We start from the raw sequence: 20,100 nt of genomic DNA, 5'->3' as shown, positions 1-20,100 counted from the left end.
CGGTGGTTCAGTTAATTAACAATGACTGACACACCGCCTTCGCGAGCAAGCCCGCTCCCACAATGGGATTTGAGGTGTGTCAGGGCAGGGCGGGGAGGTTGAAGAACGCGCGGGCACACGCCGTTGTGTGCGCAGCCAGATCTTCCTCGGTCTCGCCCCGATGCGGCGCCACTTCGCGCAGCACCTCGGTCAGATACGCTGGCTCATTACGGCCGTTCTTCGGCTTTGGGCGCAAGGTGCGCGGTAGCAGGTACGGCGCGTCGCTTTCGAGCATCAGTCGTCCGCGCTTGATCTCCTTGACCAGCGGGTGCAGATGCGTGCCACGGCGCTCGTCGCAGATCCAGCCGGTGATGCCGATGTGCAGGTCCAGATCGAGGTAACTGAACAGGGCTTTTTGCTCGCCGGTAAAGCAGTGCACCACGGCGGCGGGCAGTTGGTCGCGGAAGTCCCTGAGGATTTCCAGCAGACGCTGACTGGCATCCCGCTCATGCAGGAACACCGGCAATTGCAGTTCTACTGCCAGCGCCAGATGTTCTTCGAGGACTTTTTCCTGTTGCGGGCGCGGCGAGAAATCACGGTTGAAATCCAGCCCGCATTCGCCCACGGCGACCACGTTTTGCTCTTGCAGCAGACTGCGCAAACGACGCGCGCTGTCAGCGTTCCAGTCACTGGCCGAATGCGGGTGAATGCCAGCGGTTGCAAACAGCCGCTGGCCGCTTTGATCCAGTTGCCGGCAGAGCTCCAGCGCCTGTTCGCTACTCTCGACGCTGGTGCCGGTCAGCACCAGTTGGCAGACCCCGGCAGCGTAGGCGCGGTCGAGCACGGCCTGATGTTTTTCGGCGAAACTGGGGTTGGTCAGGTTGACGCCGATATCGATGAGTTGCATGGTTCTACCTCGGGCCGAAGGCCGGAAAGCATACCAGAGCTGTAGATTTATAAGAAAAGCCAAGAACTACAACGAGTTATAGCTGTCTTTTGATGCCGTGACGTAGCCCGGGTTGGCAGCAAAGCCATCACTGTGCCAGTCTCTCGCACTTTGCCAGCGCTCCAGGCGCTCTGTTTTCGTCGGTGACTTCGACCGTTCAGCGGTGAAATCGCCCCGTATTCTTTCCGGAGAGTGGATGCATCGTCCCTCGGTTTTGTTCCTGTTGTGCGCGTCGCTGCTGCTGCCGATAACGGCGGTTGCGCGCTTGCCCGGGCCACAGCAAGCCGTGCCGGCCGCCAAGGTTCGTGACCTGTCGGAGATCCGCAGCAGTCGCGTGTTGCGCGTGCTGGTCAACCAGAGCCGCAACAGCTCCGGTGAAGTCCAGGGTCAGGCCATCGGCGTCGAATACCATCGCCTGCGCGCCTTCGAGCAATATCTCAATGGCCACGCCCGTGACGGCCAGGAGGTCACCCTCAAGATCATTCCCAAAGCCAAGGATCAACTGCTTGGCGCGTTGCAGCGTGGTGAAGGAGATCTGGTCGCGCCCGGTGAGCTGCTCGATCTGCAACCCGGCCACGCGGTGGCCAGCAGTGAGCCGATCGCCAGCAACGTGCCGCTGGTGCTGGTCGGCATCAAAGGCGAGCGCCGTTACACCAAGGTCGAGCAGCTTTCCGGCAAGATCCTGGCCTTGCCGACCGGCAGTGCGGCGGGGGAGGCGGTCAGCCAGCTCAATCAGAAACTGGCGTTGCACAAACTGGCGCCGATCAAGATCGAATGGGTCGATCCGACGCTGGCGGTCGAGGACGTGCTGGAGATGGTGCAGGGCGGGATTTTCCACCTGACCGTCGTCGAGCAACCGATCGCCGAGCGTTGGGGCAAGATCCTGCCCAAGCTGCGTTTCGACCGGCAATTGATGATCAGCGAGCCGGGTGAGGAATACTGGTTCGTGCGCCGTGATGCCTCGATGCTGCGGGCGAGCATCGATCGTTTCCTGGTCGGCTACAGGAAGCCGGCGAACGAGGATGCAGAGTTTCTGCGGATTTATCGACGGCTCTACCAGGTGCACTATCCGTTGGCCAAGGCTGACCGCCAGCGTCTGGAGAAACTGCGCCCGACCCTGCAAAAACACGCCGACGCGCAAAGCATGGACTGGCTGAATCTGGCGGCGCTGGCCTTCAAGGAGTCAGCCCTGCAACCCAGCGCCCGCAGCGGCAGTGGTCCGACCGGGTTGATGCAGATTACCCCGTCCGCGGCGCAGCGAGTCGGTGTGAGCAACATCCAGAATCTCGATGCGAATGTGCAGGCCGGGGCCAAGTACCTGGCGATGATTCGCCGCAAGTTTTTCAACAGTCCGAAACTCAATGAGCGCGAGCGCATGGCGTTCACCCTGGCGGCCTACAATATCGGCCCGGAGCGGGTGCAAGGCATGCGCGCCGAGGCGCGCCGGCGCGGGCTGAATCCGAACCAGTGGTTCTTTCAGGTCGAGCGCATCGCCATGGAGCAGGTGGGCATGGGCCCCGTCAGCTATGTTAATAGCGTGAACAAGTATTACCTGGCGTTCGACCGGGAGCGGGAGTCGCTGGAGCCCCGGGGACAGAAAGTCGCTTCACGGAAATGATCTAATAATTTGATTGTTATGGCGGAATAATTGCGCTTTTAACATGAATTTAACTGATTAATATAGCGGCCAATCCCAACACACTTCTCGCAAAACAAGGAATGCCCCATGAGCTCTCTGATCAACAAGGTTCTGTTCACTCGCGCCGGTTACGGCCTGACCATTCTGCGTATCGCGGTCGGCGTGATCTTCGCCGCCCACGGTTCGCAAAAACTGTTTGGTCTGTTCGGTGGTTACGGTCTGGCGGGCACCGCGCAATACATGGACAGCATCGGTCTGCACCCGGGTTACCTGATGGCCACGCTGGCCGGCGGTACCGAGTTCTTCGCCGGTCTGGCGCTGATCATCGGCCTGCTGGTGCGCCCGGCGGCGCTGGGTCTGACCTTCCTGTCGCTGGTGGCGATCTTCACCGTACACATCAGCAACGGTCTGTTCATGGCCAACAACGGTTACGAGTTCGCCCTGGCGCTGCTCGGTGGCAGCCTCGCGGTGATGATCGAAGGCGCCGGCAAGCTGTCGGTGGATCGCGCCATCGCCGGTTGAGCGCTCTGGCTCAAGCAAAAGGCCCGCATTGTGCGGGCCTTTTTTGTTGCGGCCGATTCTTGACACTCATCGGTCACGTTATCTAGGATGTTGCTCATGCGCCGATTTAAACAGCTACTTGCGGGGCGCCAGGTGACTCAGACAGTTGCCGTCAGAAGCCGGAACAGGGCTTCGAAATACCGCTAAAGCGCTGGTTCGGTGTTGCCTCTCACCTGCCATGCAGACTTTTGAGGCAGAGACACGACACGATGAATGCACTACGCCCTCCAGCACGTCCCGCGCCGATCACGGCACATATCACCCAGCGCAACCCGAAAATCCTGCTTGGCGGCAAACATCAGCCGACGCTGTTGCGTTATCTCGATGGCTGGCCACGTCGCAGCGGCGGTCCTGCCGCGTTCCTGATCCAGTTCGTTGAAGATGGCGAGTCGCTGGCGCGGTTTGCCAGTGACAGTTTTGACCTGGCGGTGATTCAGGCACCGAGCGCTGAAGACGCTCCGGAAATGATCAAGCAACTGACCCGCGTTGCGCGGCAGGGTTTGATCACCCGCCGCTGAAACGCTCAGGGATATTCGATCGCCACGATATAGACAAACTGCTCACCGGTTGGCGTCTGTACCCGGACTTCGGCGTCCAGCGCCTTGCCGATCAAGGCGCGGGCCAGTGGTGAGTCGATGCTGATCAGGCCCAGTTTCAGATCCAGTTCATCCGGACCGACGATGCGGTAGCGCGACTGCTTGCCGTATTCGTCCTCGATGGTGACCCAGGCGCCGAAGTAGACCTTGTTCGGATCGCTGGGTTTTTCGCTGACGACCTTCAGTGCTTCGAGACGCTTGGTGAGAAATCGCACGCGGCTGTCGATCTCGCGCAGCATTTTCTTGCCGTAGGTGTACTCGGCGTTTTCCGAACGATCACCCTGCGCCGCTGCTTCGCTGACCGCTTGCGTTACCTGCGGGCGGCGCACATGCCACAGCTCATGGAATTCGGCGCGCATCCGCGCTTCACCTTCAGGGGTGATCAGCGCGGTGCCGGCGGTGCGGGGAGGGCGATAACGGCTCATGGCAACTTCTTGTGGTGACGAAGGCTGGAGTCTATCAACCCTCGCGCAAGACTGTCAGCGGGCTCGCATTCAACGCCCGACGCGTACCGAACACGCCGGCACCACCAATCAGTGCGGCGCCAATCAATGGCAGCACCAGCAACCACGGATGCGGATGCCAAGGTAGATCGAAGGCAAAGCGATACAACACCAGACTCACCACTTCCGAACCGATGGCTGCCAGCAAGCCGCTGACCGCACCGAGCAAGCCGAACTCGATGCGCCGGGCCTTGACCAGCAACTGCCGTTGCGCGCCCAGCGCACGCAGCAGCGCACCTTGGCGAATGCGTTCATCCAGGGTTGCCTGCAAGCCGGAGAACAGCACCGCCATCCCCGCCGCCAACACAAACAACAACACGTATTCCACCGCCAGGGTGACCTGGGCGAGGATGCTGCGCAGTTGTTCGAGCAGGGCTTCGACCTGAAGTATGGTCACCGCCGGGAATGCCCGTGACAGCTCGACGATCTGCTGATCGTGACCGGGGGCCAGATAGAAACTGGTCAGGTAAGTCGCCGGCAGATCCTTCAGGGTGCCGGGCTGGAAGATCATGAAGAAGTTCGGCTGGAAGTTGTCCCAGTTGATCTCGCGCAGGCTGGTGACTTTCGCTTCACGATTGACCCCGCCGACGCTGAACACCATGTGATCGCCGAGTTTGAGCTTGAGGCTTTCGGCGACTTTACCTTCAACCGACACGCCCGGTACGTCGTCCGAGGGTTGCCCGGTCCACCACGTACCGGCGGTGAGCTTGTTACCGGCCGGCAGGTCGGCGGCCCAGGTCAGGCTCAAGTCACGTTGCACGGCACGGTCGCCGGCCGAATCCTTGCTGACGATCTGCTGCACCGGTTCGCCGTTGATGCTGATCAGCCGTCCCGGCACCACCGGGTACAGCGGCGCCGCCTGCGCGGACACCTTGATCAAGTGGTCGGTGAAGGCCTGTTTGTCCGCCGGCAGGATGTTCAGGGCGAAGTAGTTGGGGGCGTTTTTCGGTAACTGGTTTTGCCAGGTGTCGAGCAGCTCGCCACGCAGCAGGGCGATCAGCGCCATCGACAGCAGAATCAGACCGAACGCCAGCGCCTGACCGGCAGCGGCCAGTGGATGACGCAGCAGCTGCCCCAGGCCGAGACGCCACGGCAGCGGCGCGCGGGCGAGCATTCGGCGCAGGCTGTTGAGCAACAACAGCAGCAAGCCACCCAGCACCAGCGCAGCGACCACGCCACCGCCAAGCAGGGCGAAGGTCAGCAGCAGATCCAGACTCAGACGCCACATGATCAGGCCCAGTGCACCCAGCGCCGCGCCATAGACCATCCAGGTGCTCGACGGAATCGGCAGCATGTCGCGGCGCAGTACCCGCAGCGGTGGCACCCGACCCAGCGCGGCAAGTGGCGGCAGGGCGAAGCCGGCCAGCGCCACCAGCCCGGTGCCGATCCCGGCGAGTGCCGGAAACAGGCCGCCCGGTGGCACATCGGCAGGCAGTAGATCATGTAATAGAGCGAACAGGCCCAGTTGCGCCAGCCAGCCGAGCACTGCGCCGCTGAGGGCAGCGAACAGGCCAAGTACGGTCAGTTGAATGCTGAACAACAGCATGGTTTCCCGACGCGACAAACCGAGGCAGCGCAGCAAGGCACTGGCATCGAAACGGCGACTGGCGAAGCGGTTGGCCGACAGCGCCACGGCCACACCGGCCAACAGCACCGCGACCAGACTGGCCATGTTCAGGTAGCGCTCGGCCTTGCCCAGTGCGCCGCCAATCTGCCGGTTGCCGTCGCGCGCATCCTGAATGCGCTGATTGGCGGCCAGACCGGGTTTGAGCAGTTGTCGATAGGTTTCCAGCGCCTGCGGTTCGCCGCGCCACAACTCGCGATAACTCACGCGGCTGCCGGGCTGGACCACGCCAGTGGCGGCGAGGTCCTCGAGGTTGATCATCACCCGAGGCGTGAGGCTGTAGAAGTTGCCGGCGCGATCCGGCTCGTAAGTCAGCACGCGGGTCAGCTTCAAGGTTTTCATGCCGACGTCGATGCTGTCGCCGATCTTCAGATCCAGCGCAGTCAGCAGACGAGCTTCAACCCACGCTTCACCGGGTTGCGGCTCGCCGCCCGAGGTTTCAGCGGCAAACGGGGCCGGGGCACTTTTCAGCTCGCCGCGCAGCGGGTAGGCGCGGTCGACGGCTTTGATGCTCGATAACTGAATGCCATTGTCGGTGGCAATGACGCTGGAAAACTCCACCACCTGCGCATGATTCAAGCGCAGCTCGGTGCCGCTGCGGATCTGTTCGTCGCGGGCCGGCGAGCTGCCCTCAAGCACCAGGTCGGCGCCAAGGAACTCGGTGGCGCGCAGCGTCATTGCACCGTTGAGGCGGGCACCGAAGTAGCCGATGGCGGTGCTCGCCGCCACTGCGACGATCAGGGCAAAGAACAGCACGCGCAATTCCCCGGCGCGGGCATCGCGCATGAGTTGACGTAGGGCGAGACTGAACAGACGCAACAGCGGCAGACGTGCCATCAAGGCTCCAGAGGGGCAACCAGCAGCCCGGCTTCAAGTCGGATCAGGCGCCGGCAGCGATGGGCCAGGCGTTCGTCGTGGGTCACCAGCACGAGGGTGGTGCCGCGTTCCTTGTTCAGTTCGAACAGCAAGTCGCTGATGCGCTCGCCGGTGTGGCTGTCGAGGTTGCCGGTGGGTTCGTCGGCGAATAGCACGTCCGGCTCGGCAGCGAAAGCCCGGGCAATCGCCACGCGCTGTTGTTCGCCGCCGGAGAGCTGGCGCGGCGAGTGCGTCAGGCGCTGGCCGAGACCGACCCGTTGCAGCAGTTCGGTGGCGCGTTCGCGGGCGTCTTTGCGGCCATCGAGTTCCAGCGGCAGCATGACGTTTTCCAGGGCGTTGAGGCTGTCGAGCAACTGGAAGGACTGAAAGACGAAACCCACGTGTTCGGCACGGATTCGCGCGCGCTGGTCTTCGTCGAGATTGCTCAGGCCTTGCCCCGCGAGGATGACTTCGCCGCTGCTTGGCAGGTCGAGGCCGGCGAGCAGGCCGAGCAGGGTGGATTTGCCGGAACCGGACGCGCCGACGATGGCCAGGCTGTCGCCCTGGTTCAGTTCCAGGCTGAGTTCGTGCAGGATAGTCAGTTCACCTTCCGCGCTGGGAACCACTTTGCTGAGGTTCTTCGCGGTGAGAATGCTTGCGCCCATGGAGAATCCGATGCGTGTGTGGTTTTTGAGTGCTGGCCTGGCCTTGATGTGCATGGCCCAGAACGCAGCGGCGGGTACTGTCCTGATCGTTGGCGATAGTATCAGCGCCGGTTTCGGACTGGATACCCGCCTGGGGTGGGTATCGCTGCTCGAGCAACGGCTCAAGCAGGAGGGTTTTGACGACAAAGTGGTCAATGCCTCGATCAGCGGCGACACCAGTGCCGGAGGCCAGGCGCGCCTGCCGGCGCTGCTTGCAGAGCACAAGCCGGAACTGGTGATCCTCGAGCTTGGGGGCAATGACGGCCTGCGCGGAATGCCGCCAACGCAATTGCAACAAAACCTTGCGGCGATGATCGACAGCTCGCGTCAGAGCGGCGCCAAGGTGCTGCTGCTGGGCATGCAATTGCCGCCCAACTACGGCAAGCGTTACACCGATGCCTTTGCCGAGGTCTACGGCAAACTCGCCGACGATAAAAAGATCCCGCTGGTGCCGTTTTTCCTCGACGGCGTAGGCGGGCATCCCGAACTGATGCAGGCCGATGGTCTGCACCCGGCCGCTGGGGCTCAGGGCAAGTTGCTGGAAAATGTCTGGCCTACGCTAAAACCGCTGTTATGAGGCTTTTCTAGTGGCAGGCTTTCGGCTAATGTGGCGCCCCCTTATTTGGAGCCCCCGATGCCGCGTCCTGCCTGGTCCCTGTTTGCCTACCAACTGATCGAGCCTGACGAACAGCTGGATCTGTTCGCCTGCCAGGAAGTGCGGGTGCATCTGGTGACCCGTCAGCTCGAACTCGGTGGCTCGGCAGACCGCACGTTGTGTGGCAGTCTGCTTCCAGCCCAACCGCGTTGGTCGAGTGTGGATCGTCGGGTGTTTCAGGATCAGCGTCTGTGTTCGTTGTGCCGGGCGATTCTCGAGTCGCAGAAGCGCGGCACCTCGCCGATCTGGCCTGAGTTGCGTTTCGAACTTTAAGATCAACAGATCGCAGCCTGCGACAGCTCCTACATGAAGACTTCTGGCTGGCCATCGGCGCATCTCCCCGAATTCCCGAGGTGCGGTGTACAATCGCGCTCTTATACCCTTGTTGATCATGCGAAGGATTTTCCGGATGTTGCCGCGCTTTCCTGCCGTCACCCGCTGCCTGTCACTTGCCGCCCTGTGTGTGGCCGGTCCCGTTGCTGCATTGGAGTTTCCCCTGCCACCACCCGGTGAGGACATCATCGGCCAGGTGCAGGTGATCAAGGCCAAATACGAAGACACCTTCGCTGACCTGGGCACCAAGTACGACCTGGGCTATTCGGAAATGGTCGCGGCCAACCCGGGCGTCGATGCCTGGCTGCCGGGCGCCGGTACTGAAATCGTCCTGCCGACCCGGTTCATTCTGCCGCCGGGTCCACGCGAAGGCATCGTGATCAACCTCGCCGAGTACCGCCTCTACTACTACCCGAAAGGCCGGAACGTGGTGTACACCTTCCCGCTGGGGATCGGGCGTGAAGGTTGGGGCTCGCCAATCGCCCACACCTCGATCACTGCCAAGACGCCGAACCCGACCTGGACCCCTCCGGCGTCGATCAAGGCCGAGCACGCCGCCGACGGTGATCCGCTGCCGAACGTGGTACCGGCCGGTCCGGACAACCCGCTGGGGCCGTTCAAGTTCACCTTGGGTACACCGGGCTACCTGATCCACGGTTCGAACAAGAAGTTCGGCATCGGCATGCGCACCAGCCACGGCTGCTTCCGCATGTTCAACAACAACGTGCTGGAAATGGCGGCCATGGTGCCGGTCGGCACTTCGGTGCGCATTCTCAACGATGCGTACAAGTTCGGCAGCAGTGGCGGCAAGGTCTATCTGGAAGCGCACACTCCCATCGATGACAAGGGCAACCCGTCGGTGGTCGACAAGCACACTGCAGTGATCAATGCGATGCTCAAGCGCGAAGATGTCACCAACAACCTGCGCGTGAACTGGGATGTCGTGCGTGATGTGGTAGCGGCCGAAGATGGCCTGCCAACTGAAATCGGCACACCGAATACCTCGGCGCCGATGGTCTCGAACACCCCGATCGACCTGCAGCAGTAAGTCGATCAAAACCCGCAGGCGCGTGCAGCGTCGGCGGGTTTTTTATTGCCCGGGGGAAAGTACCGGCAATAAAAAAGCCGACCCAAAAAATGGGTCGGCTTGATAACAATCCCGAGGGATTATTACTTGCGGCTAGCTTTGTCCAGCATGCGCAGAGCACGCTCGTTAGCTTCGTCAGCAGTCTGTTGTGCTTTTTGAGCAGCAGCCAGAGCTTCATCAGCTTTACGGTAAGCTTCGTCTGCACGAGCTTGGGAGCGAGCAGCTGCGTCTTCAGTAGCGGTCAGACGTGCTTCGGTTTCTTTCGATGCGCTGCTGCAACCGGTAGCCAGAACTGCGGCCAGAGCCAGAGCAGAGAATTTCAGAACGTTGTTCATCGTGTTCCCCTTCAAGGACTTTCAATTAAGTGGCTTTCTCCTCCGATTGAGGAAATAGCCGGCGTACATACTACCCATTACTTGTAGTAAGTAAACTGACCTAACGCAAGAAGCAAAAAAAATTGTAGGCGTTGATTCTTTTTCGAGCAACTTTTAACCGGGCTGTATAAAAAGTATCCAGCTGCAAGCCCCGGCTTGAGCGTGTTAATGAGAAAAAGTTCCCGTTGCCTGATGCAGTTTCTGCGTCTTGCACCAAGTCTGCCTAGATGAATTCGTCTACACTTTTGTTCCGATTTTGCATGACGCCTCACATATCTTTGTCGCTCTTGAGGTGACTTTAAAGAAGAGGCTGCGTCTTAAGTCTCGACATTCGGCAATGTTCCGGTGAGCGCTTCGGGAAGATCTTCCCTGCGCCTGCCGCTGCGTCCATCGGAGTCACCCGGTCAACGAGCACGATGACGAGCGCACCTTGAGCATTTTCGCCAATGGTGCCTACTATTTATCACGTGCTCGGTTGCGCGAGATCGGTGTGGTTTTTCTCGGTGTCCATCAGGCACGGGGTGGCGTAGATGTTCCTTCGCCGGAAAAACATCGGTAAGGTAGGGGTCAGAATTCAAGACCCGCGAGGAGTAGTGATGAGCGAGGCGTTGTCCATCCACCATGACCAGGCTGGTCATCAGTTCGAGACCAATGTGGACGGTCATCGTGCCTACCTGACCTATATGGATCTGGGGAAACAGACCCTGGATATCTATCGCACCTTCGTGCCCAACGCCTTGCGCGGCCGTGGCATTGCCGCCGCGCTGACCGAGAGCGCGCTGCAGTACGCCGAAGAAATGGGCTACACGGTGATCCCGTCGTGCTCCTACGTCGAGCGCTACATGGAACGTCATCAGCGCCGCGCCGCGAAGATCTGAATCGCACACACGAAAACGCCGGGCAATGCCCGGCGTTTTTTTATGCCCGTGAAACGTTGATCAGCTGCGCTGACGTTTCGGCAGAACATCCTTGAGCTTGGCGTGCATGCCGCGCAGGGTGTTCTCGGTGGCGGACCAGTCGATGCAGGCATCGGTGATCGACACGCCATATTGCAGGTCGGCGAGGTCTTTCGGGATGGCCTGGCAGCCCCAGTTCAGATGACTCTCGACCATCAGGCCGATGATCGACTGGTTGCCTTCGAGGATCTGGTTGGCGACGTTCTCCATCACCAGCGGTTGCAGGGCCGGGTCCTTGTTGGAGTTGGCGTGGCTGCAATCGACCATGATGTTCGGTTTGATCTTCGCCTTGTTCAGCGCCTGCTCGCACAGGGCGACGCTGACCGAATCGTAGTTCGGCTTGCCGTTGCCGCCACGCAGCACCACGTGACCGTAGGCGTTGCCCTTGGTGGTGACGATCGACACGCCACCTTCCTGGTTGATCCCCAGGAAACGGTGCGGGCTGGACACCGACTGCAGGGCGTTGATCGCCACGGTCAGGCCGCCATCAGTGCCGTTCTTGAAGCCGACAGCCGAGGACAGGCCGGAAGCCATTTCACGGTGGGTCTGGGATTCGGTAGTGCGTGCGCCGATGGCCGACCAGCTGATCAGGTCCTGCAGGTACTGCGGGGAGATCGGGTCGAGGGCTTCGGTGGCGGTCGGCAGGCCTTTCTCGGCCAGGTCCAGCAGCAACTGGCGACCGATGTGCAGACCGTCCTGAATCTTGAACGAGTCATCCAGGTACGGATCGTTGATCAGGCCTTTCCAGCCAACGGTGGTTCGTGGCTTCTCGAAATACACGCGCATGACCAGATACAGGGTGTCGGAGACTTCCTCCGCCAGCACCTTGAGGCGATCGGCGTATTCGTGGGCAGCCTTGATATCGTGGATCGAGCACGGGCCGATCACTACGAACAGACGGTGGTCGGTGCCATCAAGAATGTTGCGAATGACTTCGCGGCCCTTGGTGACGGTGCGCAGCGCAGCATCGCTCAGAGGGATATCACGCTTGAGCTGATCGGGAGTGATCAGGGTCTCGTTAGAGGCGACGTTTAGGTCGTTGATCGGTAAATCAGCCATCGTTTACTCGTCAGGTCACGGGTGCCGGCCGCCAGCGATCCCCGCGCGGCGGAGCACAGCAGATTTAAGCGCGTCGGGGAGCCGAACCTTAGCGCGTCAGACGCGGCTCGACAATGGGCAAACGCCGCTTTAATCCAGCACTGGCTGGGCAAAAGCCTTGCGCACGCTGTCGTGGGAGAACTCGTCGGCGTGTTGTTCGACCCATTGCAGGGCCAGCGCCTGAACATCCTGCAGATCGTCGTGGGCCTCGTTCATGCGGCAATAACGTTCGATCTGGCACACCTGTTCGCCCATCCGGGCACTGAACAGCGTCTGCTCATCGGTGAACGCGATCCCCACCAGATAGCCCTTTTTGCGCCGCAGACACCATGCGACATAGCCCGGATAACAGATCTCGGCGTTGAGTGTCGGCATGCGCACTTGCAGCGCCGTGCCGTGGCGCCACGCGCGGTGATAATTGCAAGCGATCCCGCCGAGGCTGATAGTGTGCAGCTGTTGCCTGGAAATACACTCGGGCTTGAGCAAGGTTAATTCAACCGGCACTTCGTCCGGATGAGGAATGAAACGTCCCATGAGCACAGACTCCCTGTGTCGGCCATTTGACATTGTTTCCCCCAGTATAGTGGTCGAATCCGAGCTGACCGATTTCGACGCCGACCAGCGGTTGCTGGCGATGAGCGGCGTTTCGCTGGTGATTTTCACCAGCGTCGGCTGTTCCAGCTGCCGCTATGCCAGAGAGGTGTTGCCCGGGTTCGAGCTGGCGGTGGATCGCCTGTGCTGGATCGATGCCGGCAACAACGGCGGGTTGGTGGAGCGCTATCAGGTCTTTCTTTTGCCGGCGCTGTTTGTGGTGCGCGACGGCGAGTTCTTTGGGGCATTGCACACGCGCCTGACCGCCGTTGCGCTGAACGCGGCAGTGGCGCAGGCGCTGGGTCGAATTGCAGAGGAGTTGCCATAGATGGTGGGAGCAGACAGCAAACCGGTGATCGGGATTATCGGCACTGGGGCCATTGGCGGGTTTTACGGTGTGATGCTGGCGCGGGCCGGTTTCGATGTGCACTTTTTACTGCGCAGTGAATTCTCGGCGGTGGCCGAACGTGGTTTGCAGGTGGACAGTGCCGTGCATGGCACCCTGACGCTGAACCCGGTGCAGGCGTATGCGAAGGCCGAGGACATGCCGGCCTGCGACTGGTTGCTGGTCGGCGCCAAGACCACCAGCAGTGCCGGTCTGGCCCCGGCGATCGTTGCCGCGGCCAGGCCCGGCGCGAAAGTGCTGGTGCTGCAAAACGGTCTGGACGTCGAAGACAGCTTGCGCGAGTTGCTGCCCGATTCCCTGCATCTGCTCGGTGGTCTGTGCCTGATCTGTGTGCATCGCGAAGGGCCGGGACACATCACCCATCAGGCCTTGGGTGCGGTGAATGTCGGCTATCACAGTGGCCCGGCGGCGGATGAAGCGGCGCGCACGGCACTGGTCGAGGAGGGTGCCGGTCTGTTCCGCGCCGCTGGCATCGATTCGCAGGCGATGCCCAATCTGCAACAGGCGCGCTGGCAGAAACTGGTGTGGAATATTCCCTACAACGGTCTCTCGGTGTTGCTCGGCGCCGGCACCACGGCGCTGATGGCCGACGCGGACAGTCGCGCGCTGATCCAGGCGTTGATGGCCGAAGTGGTGCAGGGCGCCAGGGCCTGCGGTCACGACGTTCCTCCCGGTTACGCCGAGTACCTGTTCATGATGACCGAGAAAATGCCCGACTATTGGCCGAGCATGTACCACGATTTCCTGCATAAACGGCCGCTGGAACTGGAGGCGATTTATGCCCGGCCACTGGCCGCAGCCAAAGCGGCAGGCTGTGAGTTGCCACGGATCGAAGCGCTGTATCGCACATTGAGTTTTATCGACCGACGCAACACTTGAGTCGGTTTTCGGGGGGAGTGGGGGAAGGCATGGCCAAGAACATCGATGACAAACTGGTGCTGGCGATTTCGTCTCGCGCCTTGTTCGACCTGAGCGAGAGTCATAAGGTCTATCTGGCGAGCGGCGTCGAAGCCTATCGGCAATACCAGATTGAACACGAAGACGAAATTCTCGCGCCCGGCGATGCGTTCCCGCTGGTGGAAAAACTCCTGAGCCTCAACAGTCGCCTCGACCGCGCCCGGGTCGAGGTGATTCTGGTTTCGCGCAACAGTGCCGACACCGGCCTGCGCGCGTTCAACTCGATTGATCATTATGGGCTGGACATCTCGCGAGCGGCCTTCGTCGGCGGGCGCAGTCCGTATCCCTATCTCAAAGCGTTTGGCTGTGACTTGTTTCTGTCCACCCACGCCGAGGATGTGCGCGCCGCGCTGGACGCCGGGTTTGCCGCGGCGACGATTCTCTCCGGCGGCGCCAGTCGCGCGGCCAGTGATGAGTTGCGCATCGCCTTCGACGGCGACGCGGTGTTGTTCTCCGACGAATCCGAGCGCGTTTATCAGGCCGGCGGGCTGCTGGCGTTTCAGGCCAAGGAACGCGAGTCGGCGCGCGAGCCCTTGCGCGGTGGGCCTTTCAAGGGCTTTCTGGCGGCACTCAATGCGCTGCAACGCGAGTTCCCCGAAGACGACTGCCCGATCCGCACGGCGCTGGTCACCGCGCGTTCGGCACCGGCGCATGAGCGGGTGATCCGCACCTTGCGCGAGTGGGACATCCGCCTCGACGAGTCGCTGTTCCTTGGCGGGCTGACCAAATCGGCGTTTCTCGAAGCCTTCGCTGCCGATGTGTTTTTCGACGATCAGGCCGGCCACTGCGAGGCCGCCCGCGAAGTGGTCGCCACCGGTCACGTACCGCACGGCATCAGCAACGAACCATCGATCTAAAGCCCCTGTGCTTCAAGACGTTGCGTCGCACGTCGTACTCGCCAAGGCACTGCTAAGCTGAATCAATCTCCGCCATGTTGGCACGCGAGGAGGTCATATGATTCGTTCGATGCTGTATGCCACTGACCTCGGTCTGTACGCACCTTTAGTGATGCAGCATGCCCTGGCGCTGGCGCGGACATTCAATGCCGACTTGTATGTGGTGCATGCAGTGGAACCCATGGGGCTGTTTGCCGAGTCGGTGTTGCAGAGTTATCTCGACGAACAGGCATTGAACGAATTTCACAGTCAGGGTCTGAAAACTGTCATCGCCAATATCGAGCAACGGGTGCTGGACAGTTTTCGCGAAGAGCTGGGCGACGAGGGCGAGCAGGATCTGCAGCGGATTTGCGCGGTTCGGGTGCTGCAGGGCGATCCGGCGCAGGTGATTCTCGACCAGGTGCAGAAACTCTCTGTGGATTTGCTGATCGTAGGCACTCACAGCCACGGCGTAGGGGCGGAAACGCCTTTGGGGCGCACGGCGACTCGGGTCCTGCAATTGGCCAAGGTACCGGTTTATCTGGTGCCATTGGTGGAGCGCCGGCGCCGGGGGGATCGCTGAAGCGGGAATAATGGCCTTTTGATAAAAAAGTTCTAGATTTATTCATCAAACCATTAATATAGTTATATACCGTCGCTGATGCCCGTGGCGTCTACCTGCTTTGAGGGATACATATGAAGCTTCAACAATTGCGCTACATCTGGGAAGTGGCGCACCACGACCTCAACGTTTCCGCTACCGCCCAAAGCCTTTACACCTCGCAACCGGGTATCAGTAAACAGATCCGCCTGCTGGAAGACGAACTTGGCGTTGAAGTGTTTGCCCGCAGTGGCAAGCACCTGACCCGCGTCACCCCGGCCGGCGAGCGCATCATCACCACCGCAGGCGAAATCCTGCGCAAGGTCGAAAGCATCAAGCAGATTGCCCAGGAATTCTCCAACGAGAAAAAAGGCACCCTGTCGATCGCCACCACCCACACCCAGGCGCGTTATGCATTGCCGCCGGTGATCAGCAATTTCATCAAACAATACCCGGACGTGGCGCTGCACATGCACCAGGGTTCGCCAATGCAGATCGCCGAGATGGCCGCTGACGGCACCGTCGATTTCGCTATCGCCACCGAAGCGCTGGAGCTGTTCGGTGATCTGGTGATGATGCCGTGCTATCGCTGGAACCGCTGCGTGGTCGTGCCCCAGGGCCACCCGCTGACCAAGCTGCCGAAGCTGACCCTCGAAGCGCTGGCCGAATACCCGATCGTGACTTACGTGTTTGGTTTCACCGGCCGTTCGAAACTCGACGAAGCCTTCAGCCATCGCGGCCTGACGCCGAAAGTGGTGTTTACCGCGGCCGACGCCGACGTGATCAAAACCTACGTGCGTCTGGGCCTGGGTGTGGGCATCGTTGCCAAAATGGCGGTCGACACCAAGCTCGATAACGACCTGGTGGTGCTGGATGCCAGCGAACTGTTCGAGTCGAGCATCACCAAGATCGGTTTCCGTCGCGGTACTTTCCTGCGGGGCTTCATGTGCGACTTCATCGAGAAGTTCGCCCCGCACCTGACCCGCGAAGTAATGGCCAAAGCCATCCAGTGCCACAACAAGCAGGAACTGGAAGAGCTGTTCGACGGCGTCGAACTGCCGGTCCACTAAGACCCTGCCTCAAAGCACCTCGGTGACAGCAAACTGTTGCCGGGTGCCCGCTACCAGAATCACCACCTCATCACCTTCGAACTTGCCCAGCAGGCTTTTGCCCAGCGGCGAGCGCGGGGTGATGACGGTAATCGGCTGACCCACCACATCGACTTTCAGGCCCGCCGCATCCGGGGCCAGAAACAGCCATTGCTCGCGCCCTTTTTCGTCTTCCAGGCCGAGCAGGGCGCCGATCTCGATGCCGCGATTTTCGTCATAGGCGCGCAGTGTCAGGTTCTGGCACAGCGCCAGTGACTGGCGGATTTCCTCGACCCGTTTCGCCTGACCCGCCGCCAGATAGGAAGCCTCAAGCCCGAGCGTGTCGTATTTGTTCTCGGCGATGTTTTCTTCGTGGGTCGCGGTTTCGTAAGCGGTCTGCGCGGCGCGTTCGGCGATGTCGAGGTCGACGCGCAGTTTGTCGAGGATCAGTTGGTGGACGGTGTGTTTGTTCATGATCAATCGCAGAATTGCAAAACGTTGGCGCGGCTCTTTTCGCTCGGCGCGGTCTGGTCCTGTTGCAGCCAGAACTGGCATTTCGGATTTGACTGGTTGCGACTGCTGCCGCGAGCCTGATCCAGGCGCGCCTGCTGCTCGTTCTTGCGCAGGTTTTCTTCGTACTGTTCGAACAGCGGACTCTGTGGCGGAATGTCCGGTTGTACCTGAACGGCCGCTGGCGGCTTGGCCAGTTGCTGCACCGCCTGAGCAACCGGTGCCAGTTGCTCGGTCAACACAAAACGCGAAATCAGCCAGCAAGTCAGGGCAATGGCGAGAAAACCCAGCCACATGCCCAAGGCAATGCTGCCGGTCAGTTGCAGCGCGCTAAGCTGAACGGGCAACGGGCGACGCGGATTGGGACGATAGGGCATGGCTGCCTCCTGGCGGATGATTGCGGGCAAGTGGCGATTGTCGCACGAAGATTAATCGCCGTCGGCTCTTCTGCGCGAGGTCATTTATGCGGACAATCAGCGCTTTTGCCAACGGGAGTCTTGCATGCCGATACCGAAAACCCGCTGGGATATTTTTTGCACCGTGGTCGACAACTATGGCGACATCGGCGTGACCTGGCGTCTGGCCCGGCAACTGATAGCCGAGCATGGGCTGGCGGTGCGCCTGTGGGTCGATGACCTGCGCGCCTTTGAACGTATCTGCCCCGAGATCGACATCCACCTGGCGCAGCAATCGCAGCAGGGCGTCGAGGTGCGGCATTGGCCGAGCGACTGGCCGCAGACGGAGGCGGCGGACGTGGTGATCGCCGCATTTGCCTGTCAGCTGCCATCGGCGTACATGGACGCCATGGCCGAGCGGCAACAGCCACCGCTGTGGATGAACCTCGATTACCTCAGCGCCGAAGACTGGGTCACCGGTTGTCACGGTTTGCCGTCGGTGAAGTACAAGTCGGTACAGAAATTCTTTTTCTTTCCCGGATTTCAACCGGGGACGGGCGGCTTGCTGCGTGAAAACGGTCTGCTTGAGCGGCGTCGGCGATTTCAGCAGGACGCGGCTGCGCAGCGACAATTCCTGCACGGCCTGGGCGTAGATCGCGCAGCTGACGCACAGCTGATCTCGTTGTTTGCCTACGAAAATGCCGGGCTGGCCAGTTGGCTGGATGCGTTGGCGGCCGATAGCACGCCGACCCATCTGCTGGTGCCGGAAGGGCGGATCCTCGGTGACGTTGCGCGCTGGCTCGGGGTCGATGCGTTGGCTGTCGGCGATCTGGACGTGCGTCAGGCGCTGACGGTGCAGGTGCTGCCGTTCGTCCGTCAGGATCAATACGATCAGTTGCTGTGGTGCTGCGACTTCAACGCGGTGCGCGGTGAAGACTCGTTCGTCCGTGCACAGTGGGCCGGGCGACCGATGCTCTGGCACATCTATCAGCAGGACGAAGACATTCACCTCGACAAGCTCGATGCCTTTCTCGCGCTCTACACCAAAGGGCTTTCCCCGGCCGCTGCCGAGGCGATGAGCGGTCTGTGGCGGGCCTGGAGTGCCGGGAAACCGATCGGCGAGCACTGGCTCCAGGTCCGTAAACACTGGCCAGAACTGCAGGAAAACGCCGAGCAATGGTGTCTGGAACAAGGCTTGCAGGCGGATCTTGCCACGGCGCTGGTACAGTTTTACCTAAATTGGATATGATACGCGGCCTAGATTTTTGTAAATCCCATCCAAATTCGGATATTCGCAATGAAAACTGGTAAAGAACTCAAACCCGGTACCGTGATCCGTATCGACAACGATCCTTGGCTGGTTCAGAAAGCTGAATTCACCAAGTCGGGCCGTAACAGCGCGATCATGAAGACCAAGCTGAAGAACCTGCTGACCGGTTACAAGACCGAAACCGTTTACGGTGCGGACGACAAGCTGGACGACGTGATCCTCGACCGCAAAGAAGCGACCCTGTCCTTCATCAGCGGCGACACCTACACGTTCATGGACACCACTGACTACACCATGTACGAACTGAACGCCGAAGACATCGAAAGCGTTCTGCCTTTCGTTGAAGAAGGCATGACCGACGTTTGCGAAGCCGTGTTCTTCGAAGAGCGTCTGGTTTCCGTAGAACTGCCGACCACCATCGTGCGTCAGGTTGACTACACCGAAGGTTCCGCTCGCGGTGACACTTCCGGCAAGGTGATGAAGCCTGCCAAACTGAAGAACGGTACCGAGCTGTCGGTTGCTGACTTCATCGAAATCGGCGACATGATCGAGATCGATACCCGCGAAGGCGGTTCCTACAAAGGCCGTGCCAAATAAGCACTGCTTTTTACGGAAAGAAAAAGCCCGACCATTGAGTCGGGCTTTTTTGTGCCTGCGATTCCACTTCTACCACCGGACCCTGTGGGAGCGAGCTTGCTCGCGAATAGGCCCGGTCAGACAACCTGTGTGTTGAATGACACAAAGCATTCGCGAGCAAGCCCGCTCCCACAGTGGATTGGTGTTGTTCTCAAACAGTGGTGTGCAGGCGTACGTCAACGTTGCCACGGGTGGCGTTGGAGTACGGGCAGACCTGATGCGCCGCTTCAACCAGGCTCTGTGCATCCGCCTGTTCCAGGCCCGGCAGGCTGATGTGCAGGTCGATGTCCAGACCGAAACCACCAGGAATCTGACCGATACCGACATGAGCAGTGATCGAGGCATCGTCGGGGATTTTGCGTTTGGTCTGGCTGGCGACGAATTTCAGTGCGCCGATGAAGCAGGCCGAGTAACCGGCAGCGAACAGTTGCTCAGGGTTGGTCGCTGCGCCGCCGGCACCGCCGAGTTCTTTCGGGGTAGCGAGTTTGACGTCGAGGATGTTGTCGCTGGAGATCGCACGACCGTCACGGCCGCCAGTGGAGGTTGCGATTGCAGTGTAGAGAGTTTGCATGGTGTGGGCCTCGTTGGGTGTCTGTTCTTGCGCTAATTGTTTGCGCGCTAAGTAGCTGCGAGGTGAATGTAGCTCGCTAATGTTTAGTGCGCAAGATAATTTTTTGAGAAAGCTGAATCTCGGTTCTTTAAAGGCACTGTCGATCAGCTTGAAAGTGAAGATTTAGAGCGGATGGTGGGAGCGCGGGCTGAAGAATATTTTTCCTGGTGAACCGATTCTTTGTAGGAGTGAGCCTGCTCGCGATAGCGGTGGAGCAGGCAATAAGGGGGCCGACTGAACCACCGCTATCG

Annotated in this window: 24 protein-coding genes; 14 read left to right on the top strand and 10 right to left on the bottom strand. The window is 60.4% G+C overall.

Annotation, left to right across the window (positions count from 1 at the left end; all coding sequences use genetic code 11):
* Positions 1-79 precede the first annotated feature (79 nt).
* Positions 80-886: a TatD family hydrolase gene (locus tag QMX91_RS18060; RefSeq protein WP_282413138.1), complete on the bottom strand. Its 807-nt coding sequence runs from the start codon at positions 884-886 to the stop codon at positions 80-82.
* 235 nt (positions 887-1,121) lie between these two features.
* On the opposite strand from QMX91_RS18060, the gene QMX91_RS18055 reads away from it, so the two are divergent.
* The 3 genes from QMX91_RS18055 to QMX91_RS18045 all read left to right on the top strand — a co-directional run bounded on the left by QMX91_RS18055 (position 1,122) and on the right by QMX91_RS18045 (position 3,643).
* The gene (locus QMX91_RS18055; RefSeq protein ID WP_282413137.1) at positions 1,122-2,543 is read left to right on the top strand and encodes a transglycosylase SLT domain-containing protein; all 1,422 of its coding nucleotides are present in this window, start codon (positions 1,122-1,124) and stop codon (positions 2,541-2,543) included.
* 108 nt (positions 2,544-2,651) lie between these two features.
* On the top strand, positions 2,652-3,086 hold the full coding sequence (locus QMX91_RS18050) for a DoxX family protein (protein WP_007964771.1): 435 nt from the start codon (positions 2,652-2,654) through the stop codon (positions 3,084-3,086).
* Between the two features lie 248 nt (positions 3,087-3,334).
* On the top strand, positions 3,335-3,643 hold the full coding sequence (locus tag QMX91_RS18045; protein WP_003226820.1) for a hypothetical protein: 309 nt from the start codon (positions 3,335-3,337) through the stop codon (positions 3,641-3,643).
* A 5-nt stretch (positions 3,644-3,648) separates the two neighbouring features.
* Here QMX91_RS18045 and greB read toward each other — a convergent pair whose 3' ends face one another.
* The 3 genes from greB to QMX91_RS18030 are packed head-to-tail and all read right to left on the bottom strand — an operon-like array spanning position 3,649 to position 7,368.
* Complete coding sequence (gene greB, locus QMX91_RS18040; RefSeq protein ID WP_282413136.1) at positions 3,649-4,146, bottom strand: transcription elongation factor GreB; 498 nt, start codon at positions 4,144-4,146, stop codon at positions 3,649-3,651.
* Positions 4,147-4,180: 34 nt separating this feature from the next.
* A complete protein-coding gene (locus QMX91_RS18035; protein ID WP_282413135.1) occupies positions 4,181-6,685 on the bottom strand; it encodes an ABC transporter permease in 2,505 nt (834 codons plus the stop codon).
* Complete coding sequence (locus QMX91_RS18030; RefSeq protein WP_007964778.1) at positions 6,685-7,368, bottom strand: ABC transporter ATP-binding protein; 684 nt, start codon at positions 7,366-7,368, stop codon at positions 6,685-6,687. The genes QMX91_RS18035 and QMX91_RS18030 overlap by 1 nt, the downstream gene beginning before the upstream one ends.
* Before the next feature lie 10 nt (positions 7,369-7,378).
* Between QMX91_RS18030 and QMX91_RS18025 the strand changes: the two genes are divergently transcribed.
* The 3 genes from QMX91_RS18025 (at position 7,379) to QMX91_RS18015 (ending at position 9,443) form a co-directional block, all read left to right on the top strand.
* On the top strand, positions 7,379-7,984 hold the full coding sequence (locus QMX91_RS18025; protein WP_007964780.1) for an arylesterase: 606 nt from the start codon (positions 7,379-7,381) through the stop codon (positions 7,982-7,984).
* 57 nt (positions 7,985-8,041) lie between these two features.
* Positions 8,042-8,335 (top strand): hypothetical protein, encoded by a 294-nt coding sequence (locus QMX91_RS18020; RefSeq protein WP_003226812.1) that lies wholly within the window; start codon positions 8,042-8,044, stop codon positions 8,333-8,335.
* Positions 8,336-8,471: 136 nt separating this feature from the next.
* On the top strand, positions 8,472-9,443 hold the full coding sequence (locus QMX91_RS18015; RefSeq protein ID WP_027613458.1) for a L,D-transpeptidase family protein: 972 nt from the start codon (positions 8,472-8,474) through the stop codon (positions 9,441-9,443).
* Positions 9,444-9,565: 122 nt separating this feature from the next.
* On the opposite strand, the gene oprI is transcribed toward QMX91_RS18015, so the two are convergent.
* Positions 9,566-9,817 (bottom strand): outer membrane lipoprotei OprI, encoded by a 252-nt coding sequence (gene oprI / locus QMX91_RS18010; protein WP_003199355.1) that lies wholly within the window; start codon positions 9,815-9,817, stop codon positions 9,566-9,568.
* Between the two features lie 635 nt (positions 9,818-10,452).
* On the opposite strand from oprI, the gene QMX91_RS18005 reads away from it, so the two are divergent.
* Positions 10,453-10,734 (top strand): GNAT family N-acetyltransferase, encoded by a 282-nt coding sequence (locus QMX91_RS18005; RefSeq protein ID WP_003226804.1) that lies wholly within the window; start codon positions 10,453-10,455, stop codon positions 10,732-10,734.
* A gap of 60 nt (positions 10,735-10,794) precedes the next feature.
* On the opposite strand, the gene QMX91_RS18000 is transcribed toward QMX91_RS18005, so the two are convergent.
* Both QMX91_RS18000 and QMX91_RS17995 read right to left on the bottom strand, forming a co-directional pair.
* Positions 10,795-11,871: a 3-deoxy-7-phosphoheptulonate synthase gene (locus QMX91_RS18000; protein ID WP_027613457.1), complete on the bottom strand. Its 1,077-nt coding sequence runs from the start codon at positions 11,869-11,871 to the stop codon at positions 10,795-10,797.
* Positions 11,872-12,000: 129 nt separating this feature from the next.
* Positions 12,001-12,444, bottom strand: a complete 444-nt coding sequence (locus QMX91_RS17995) for a PilZ domain-containing protein (RefSeq protein ID WP_223007701.1) — start codon at positions 12,442-12,444, stop codon at positions 12,001-12,003.
* On the opposite strand from QMX91_RS17995, the gene QMX91_RS17990 reads away from it, so the two are divergent.
* The 5 genes from QMX91_RS17990 (at position 12,443) to cysB (ending at position 16,410) form a co-directional block, all read left to right on the top strand.
* Positions 12,443-12,829: a thioredoxin family protein gene (locus tag QMX91_RS17990; RefSeq protein ID WP_282413134.1), complete on the top strand. Its 387-nt coding sequence runs from the start codon at positions 12,443-12,445 to the stop codon at positions 12,827-12,829. The two genes, QMX91_RS17995 and QMX91_RS17990, sit on opposite strands and share 2 nt — an antisense overlap.
* Positions 12,830-13,786 (top strand): putative 2-dehydropantoate 2-reductase, encoded by a 957-nt coding sequence (locus tag QMX91_RS17985; protein WP_282413133.1) that lies wholly within the window; start codon positions 12,830-12,832, stop codon positions 13,784-13,786. It begins immediately after the preceding gene.
* Between the two features lie 29 nt (positions 13,787-13,815).
* Positions 13,816-14,721, top strand: coding sequence for a 5'-nucleotidase (locus tag QMX91_RS17980; RefSeq protein ID WP_282413132.1), 906 nt, complete (start codon positions 13,816-13,818; stop codon positions 14,719-14,721).
* Between the two features lie 97 nt (positions 14,722-14,818).
* A complete protein-coding gene (locus tag QMX91_RS17975) occupies positions 14,819-15,322 on the top strand; it encodes a universal stress protein (protein ID WP_282413131.1) in 504 nt (167 codons plus the stop codon).
* A gap of 113 nt (positions 15,323-15,435) precedes the next feature.
* Positions 15,436-16,410 carry an HTH-type transcriptional regulator CysB gene (cysB, locus tag QMX91_RS17970; protein WP_007908591.1) on the top strand — a complete coding sequence of 325 codons (975 nt, stop codon included), beginning with the start codon at positions 15,436-15,438 and terminating at the stop codon, positions 16,408-16,410.
* Positions 16,411-16,419: 9 nt separating this feature from the next.
* On the opposite strand, the gene QMX91_RS17965 is transcribed toward cysB, so the two are convergent.
* Both QMX91_RS17965 and QMX91_RS17960 read right to left on the bottom strand, forming a co-directional pair.
* Positions 16,420-16,902, bottom strand: a complete 483-nt coding sequence (locus QMX91_RS17965; RefSeq protein ID WP_134787017.1) for a GreA/GreB family elongation factor — start codon at positions 16,900-16,902, stop codon at positions 16,420-16,422.
* A gap of 2 nt (positions 16,903-16,904) precedes the next feature.
* Positions 16,905-17,315: a hypothetical protein gene (locus tag QMX91_RS17960; RefSeq protein ID WP_041069540.1), complete on the bottom strand. Its 411-nt coding sequence runs from the start codon at positions 17,313-17,315 to the stop codon at positions 16,905-16,907.
* A 124-nt stretch (positions 17,316-17,439) separates the two neighbouring features.
* Between QMX91_RS17960 and earP the strand changes: the two genes are divergently transcribed.
* Together earP and QMX91_RS17950 are read left to right on the top strand one after the other, a co-directional pair.
* Positions 17,440-18,582 (top strand): elongation factor P maturation arginine rhamnosyltransferase EarP, encoded by a 1,143-nt coding sequence (earP, locus tag QMX91_RS17955; RefSeq protein ID WP_139054946.1) that lies wholly within the window; start codon positions 17,440-17,442, stop codon positions 18,580-18,582.
* Between the two features lie 48 nt (positions 18,583-18,630).
* Positions 18,631-19,200 carry an elongation factor P gene (locus tag QMX91_RS17950; protein WP_003226785.1) on the top strand — a complete coding sequence of 190 codons (570 nt, stop codon included), beginning with the start codon at positions 18,631-18,633 and terminating at the stop codon, positions 19,198-19,200.
* 190 nt (positions 19,201-19,390) lie between these two features.
* On the opposite strand, the gene QMX91_RS17945 is transcribed toward QMX91_RS17950, so the two are convergent.
* A complete protein-coding gene (locus QMX91_RS17945; protein WP_007964807.1) occupies positions 19,391-19,810 on the bottom strand; it encodes an organic hydroperoxide resistance protein in 420 nt (139 codons plus the stop codon).
* Between the last annotated feature and the right edge of the window lie 290 nt (positions 19,811-20,100).

The organism is Pseudomonas sp. PS01299, assembly GCF_029960145.1.
GTDB classification, from domain to species: Bacteria; Pseudomonadota; Gammaproteobacteria; order Pseudomonadales; family Pseudomonadaceae; genus Aquipseudomonas; species Aquipseudomonas putida_A.
This window is presented reverse-complemented; position numbering and strand designations above follow the sequence as displayed.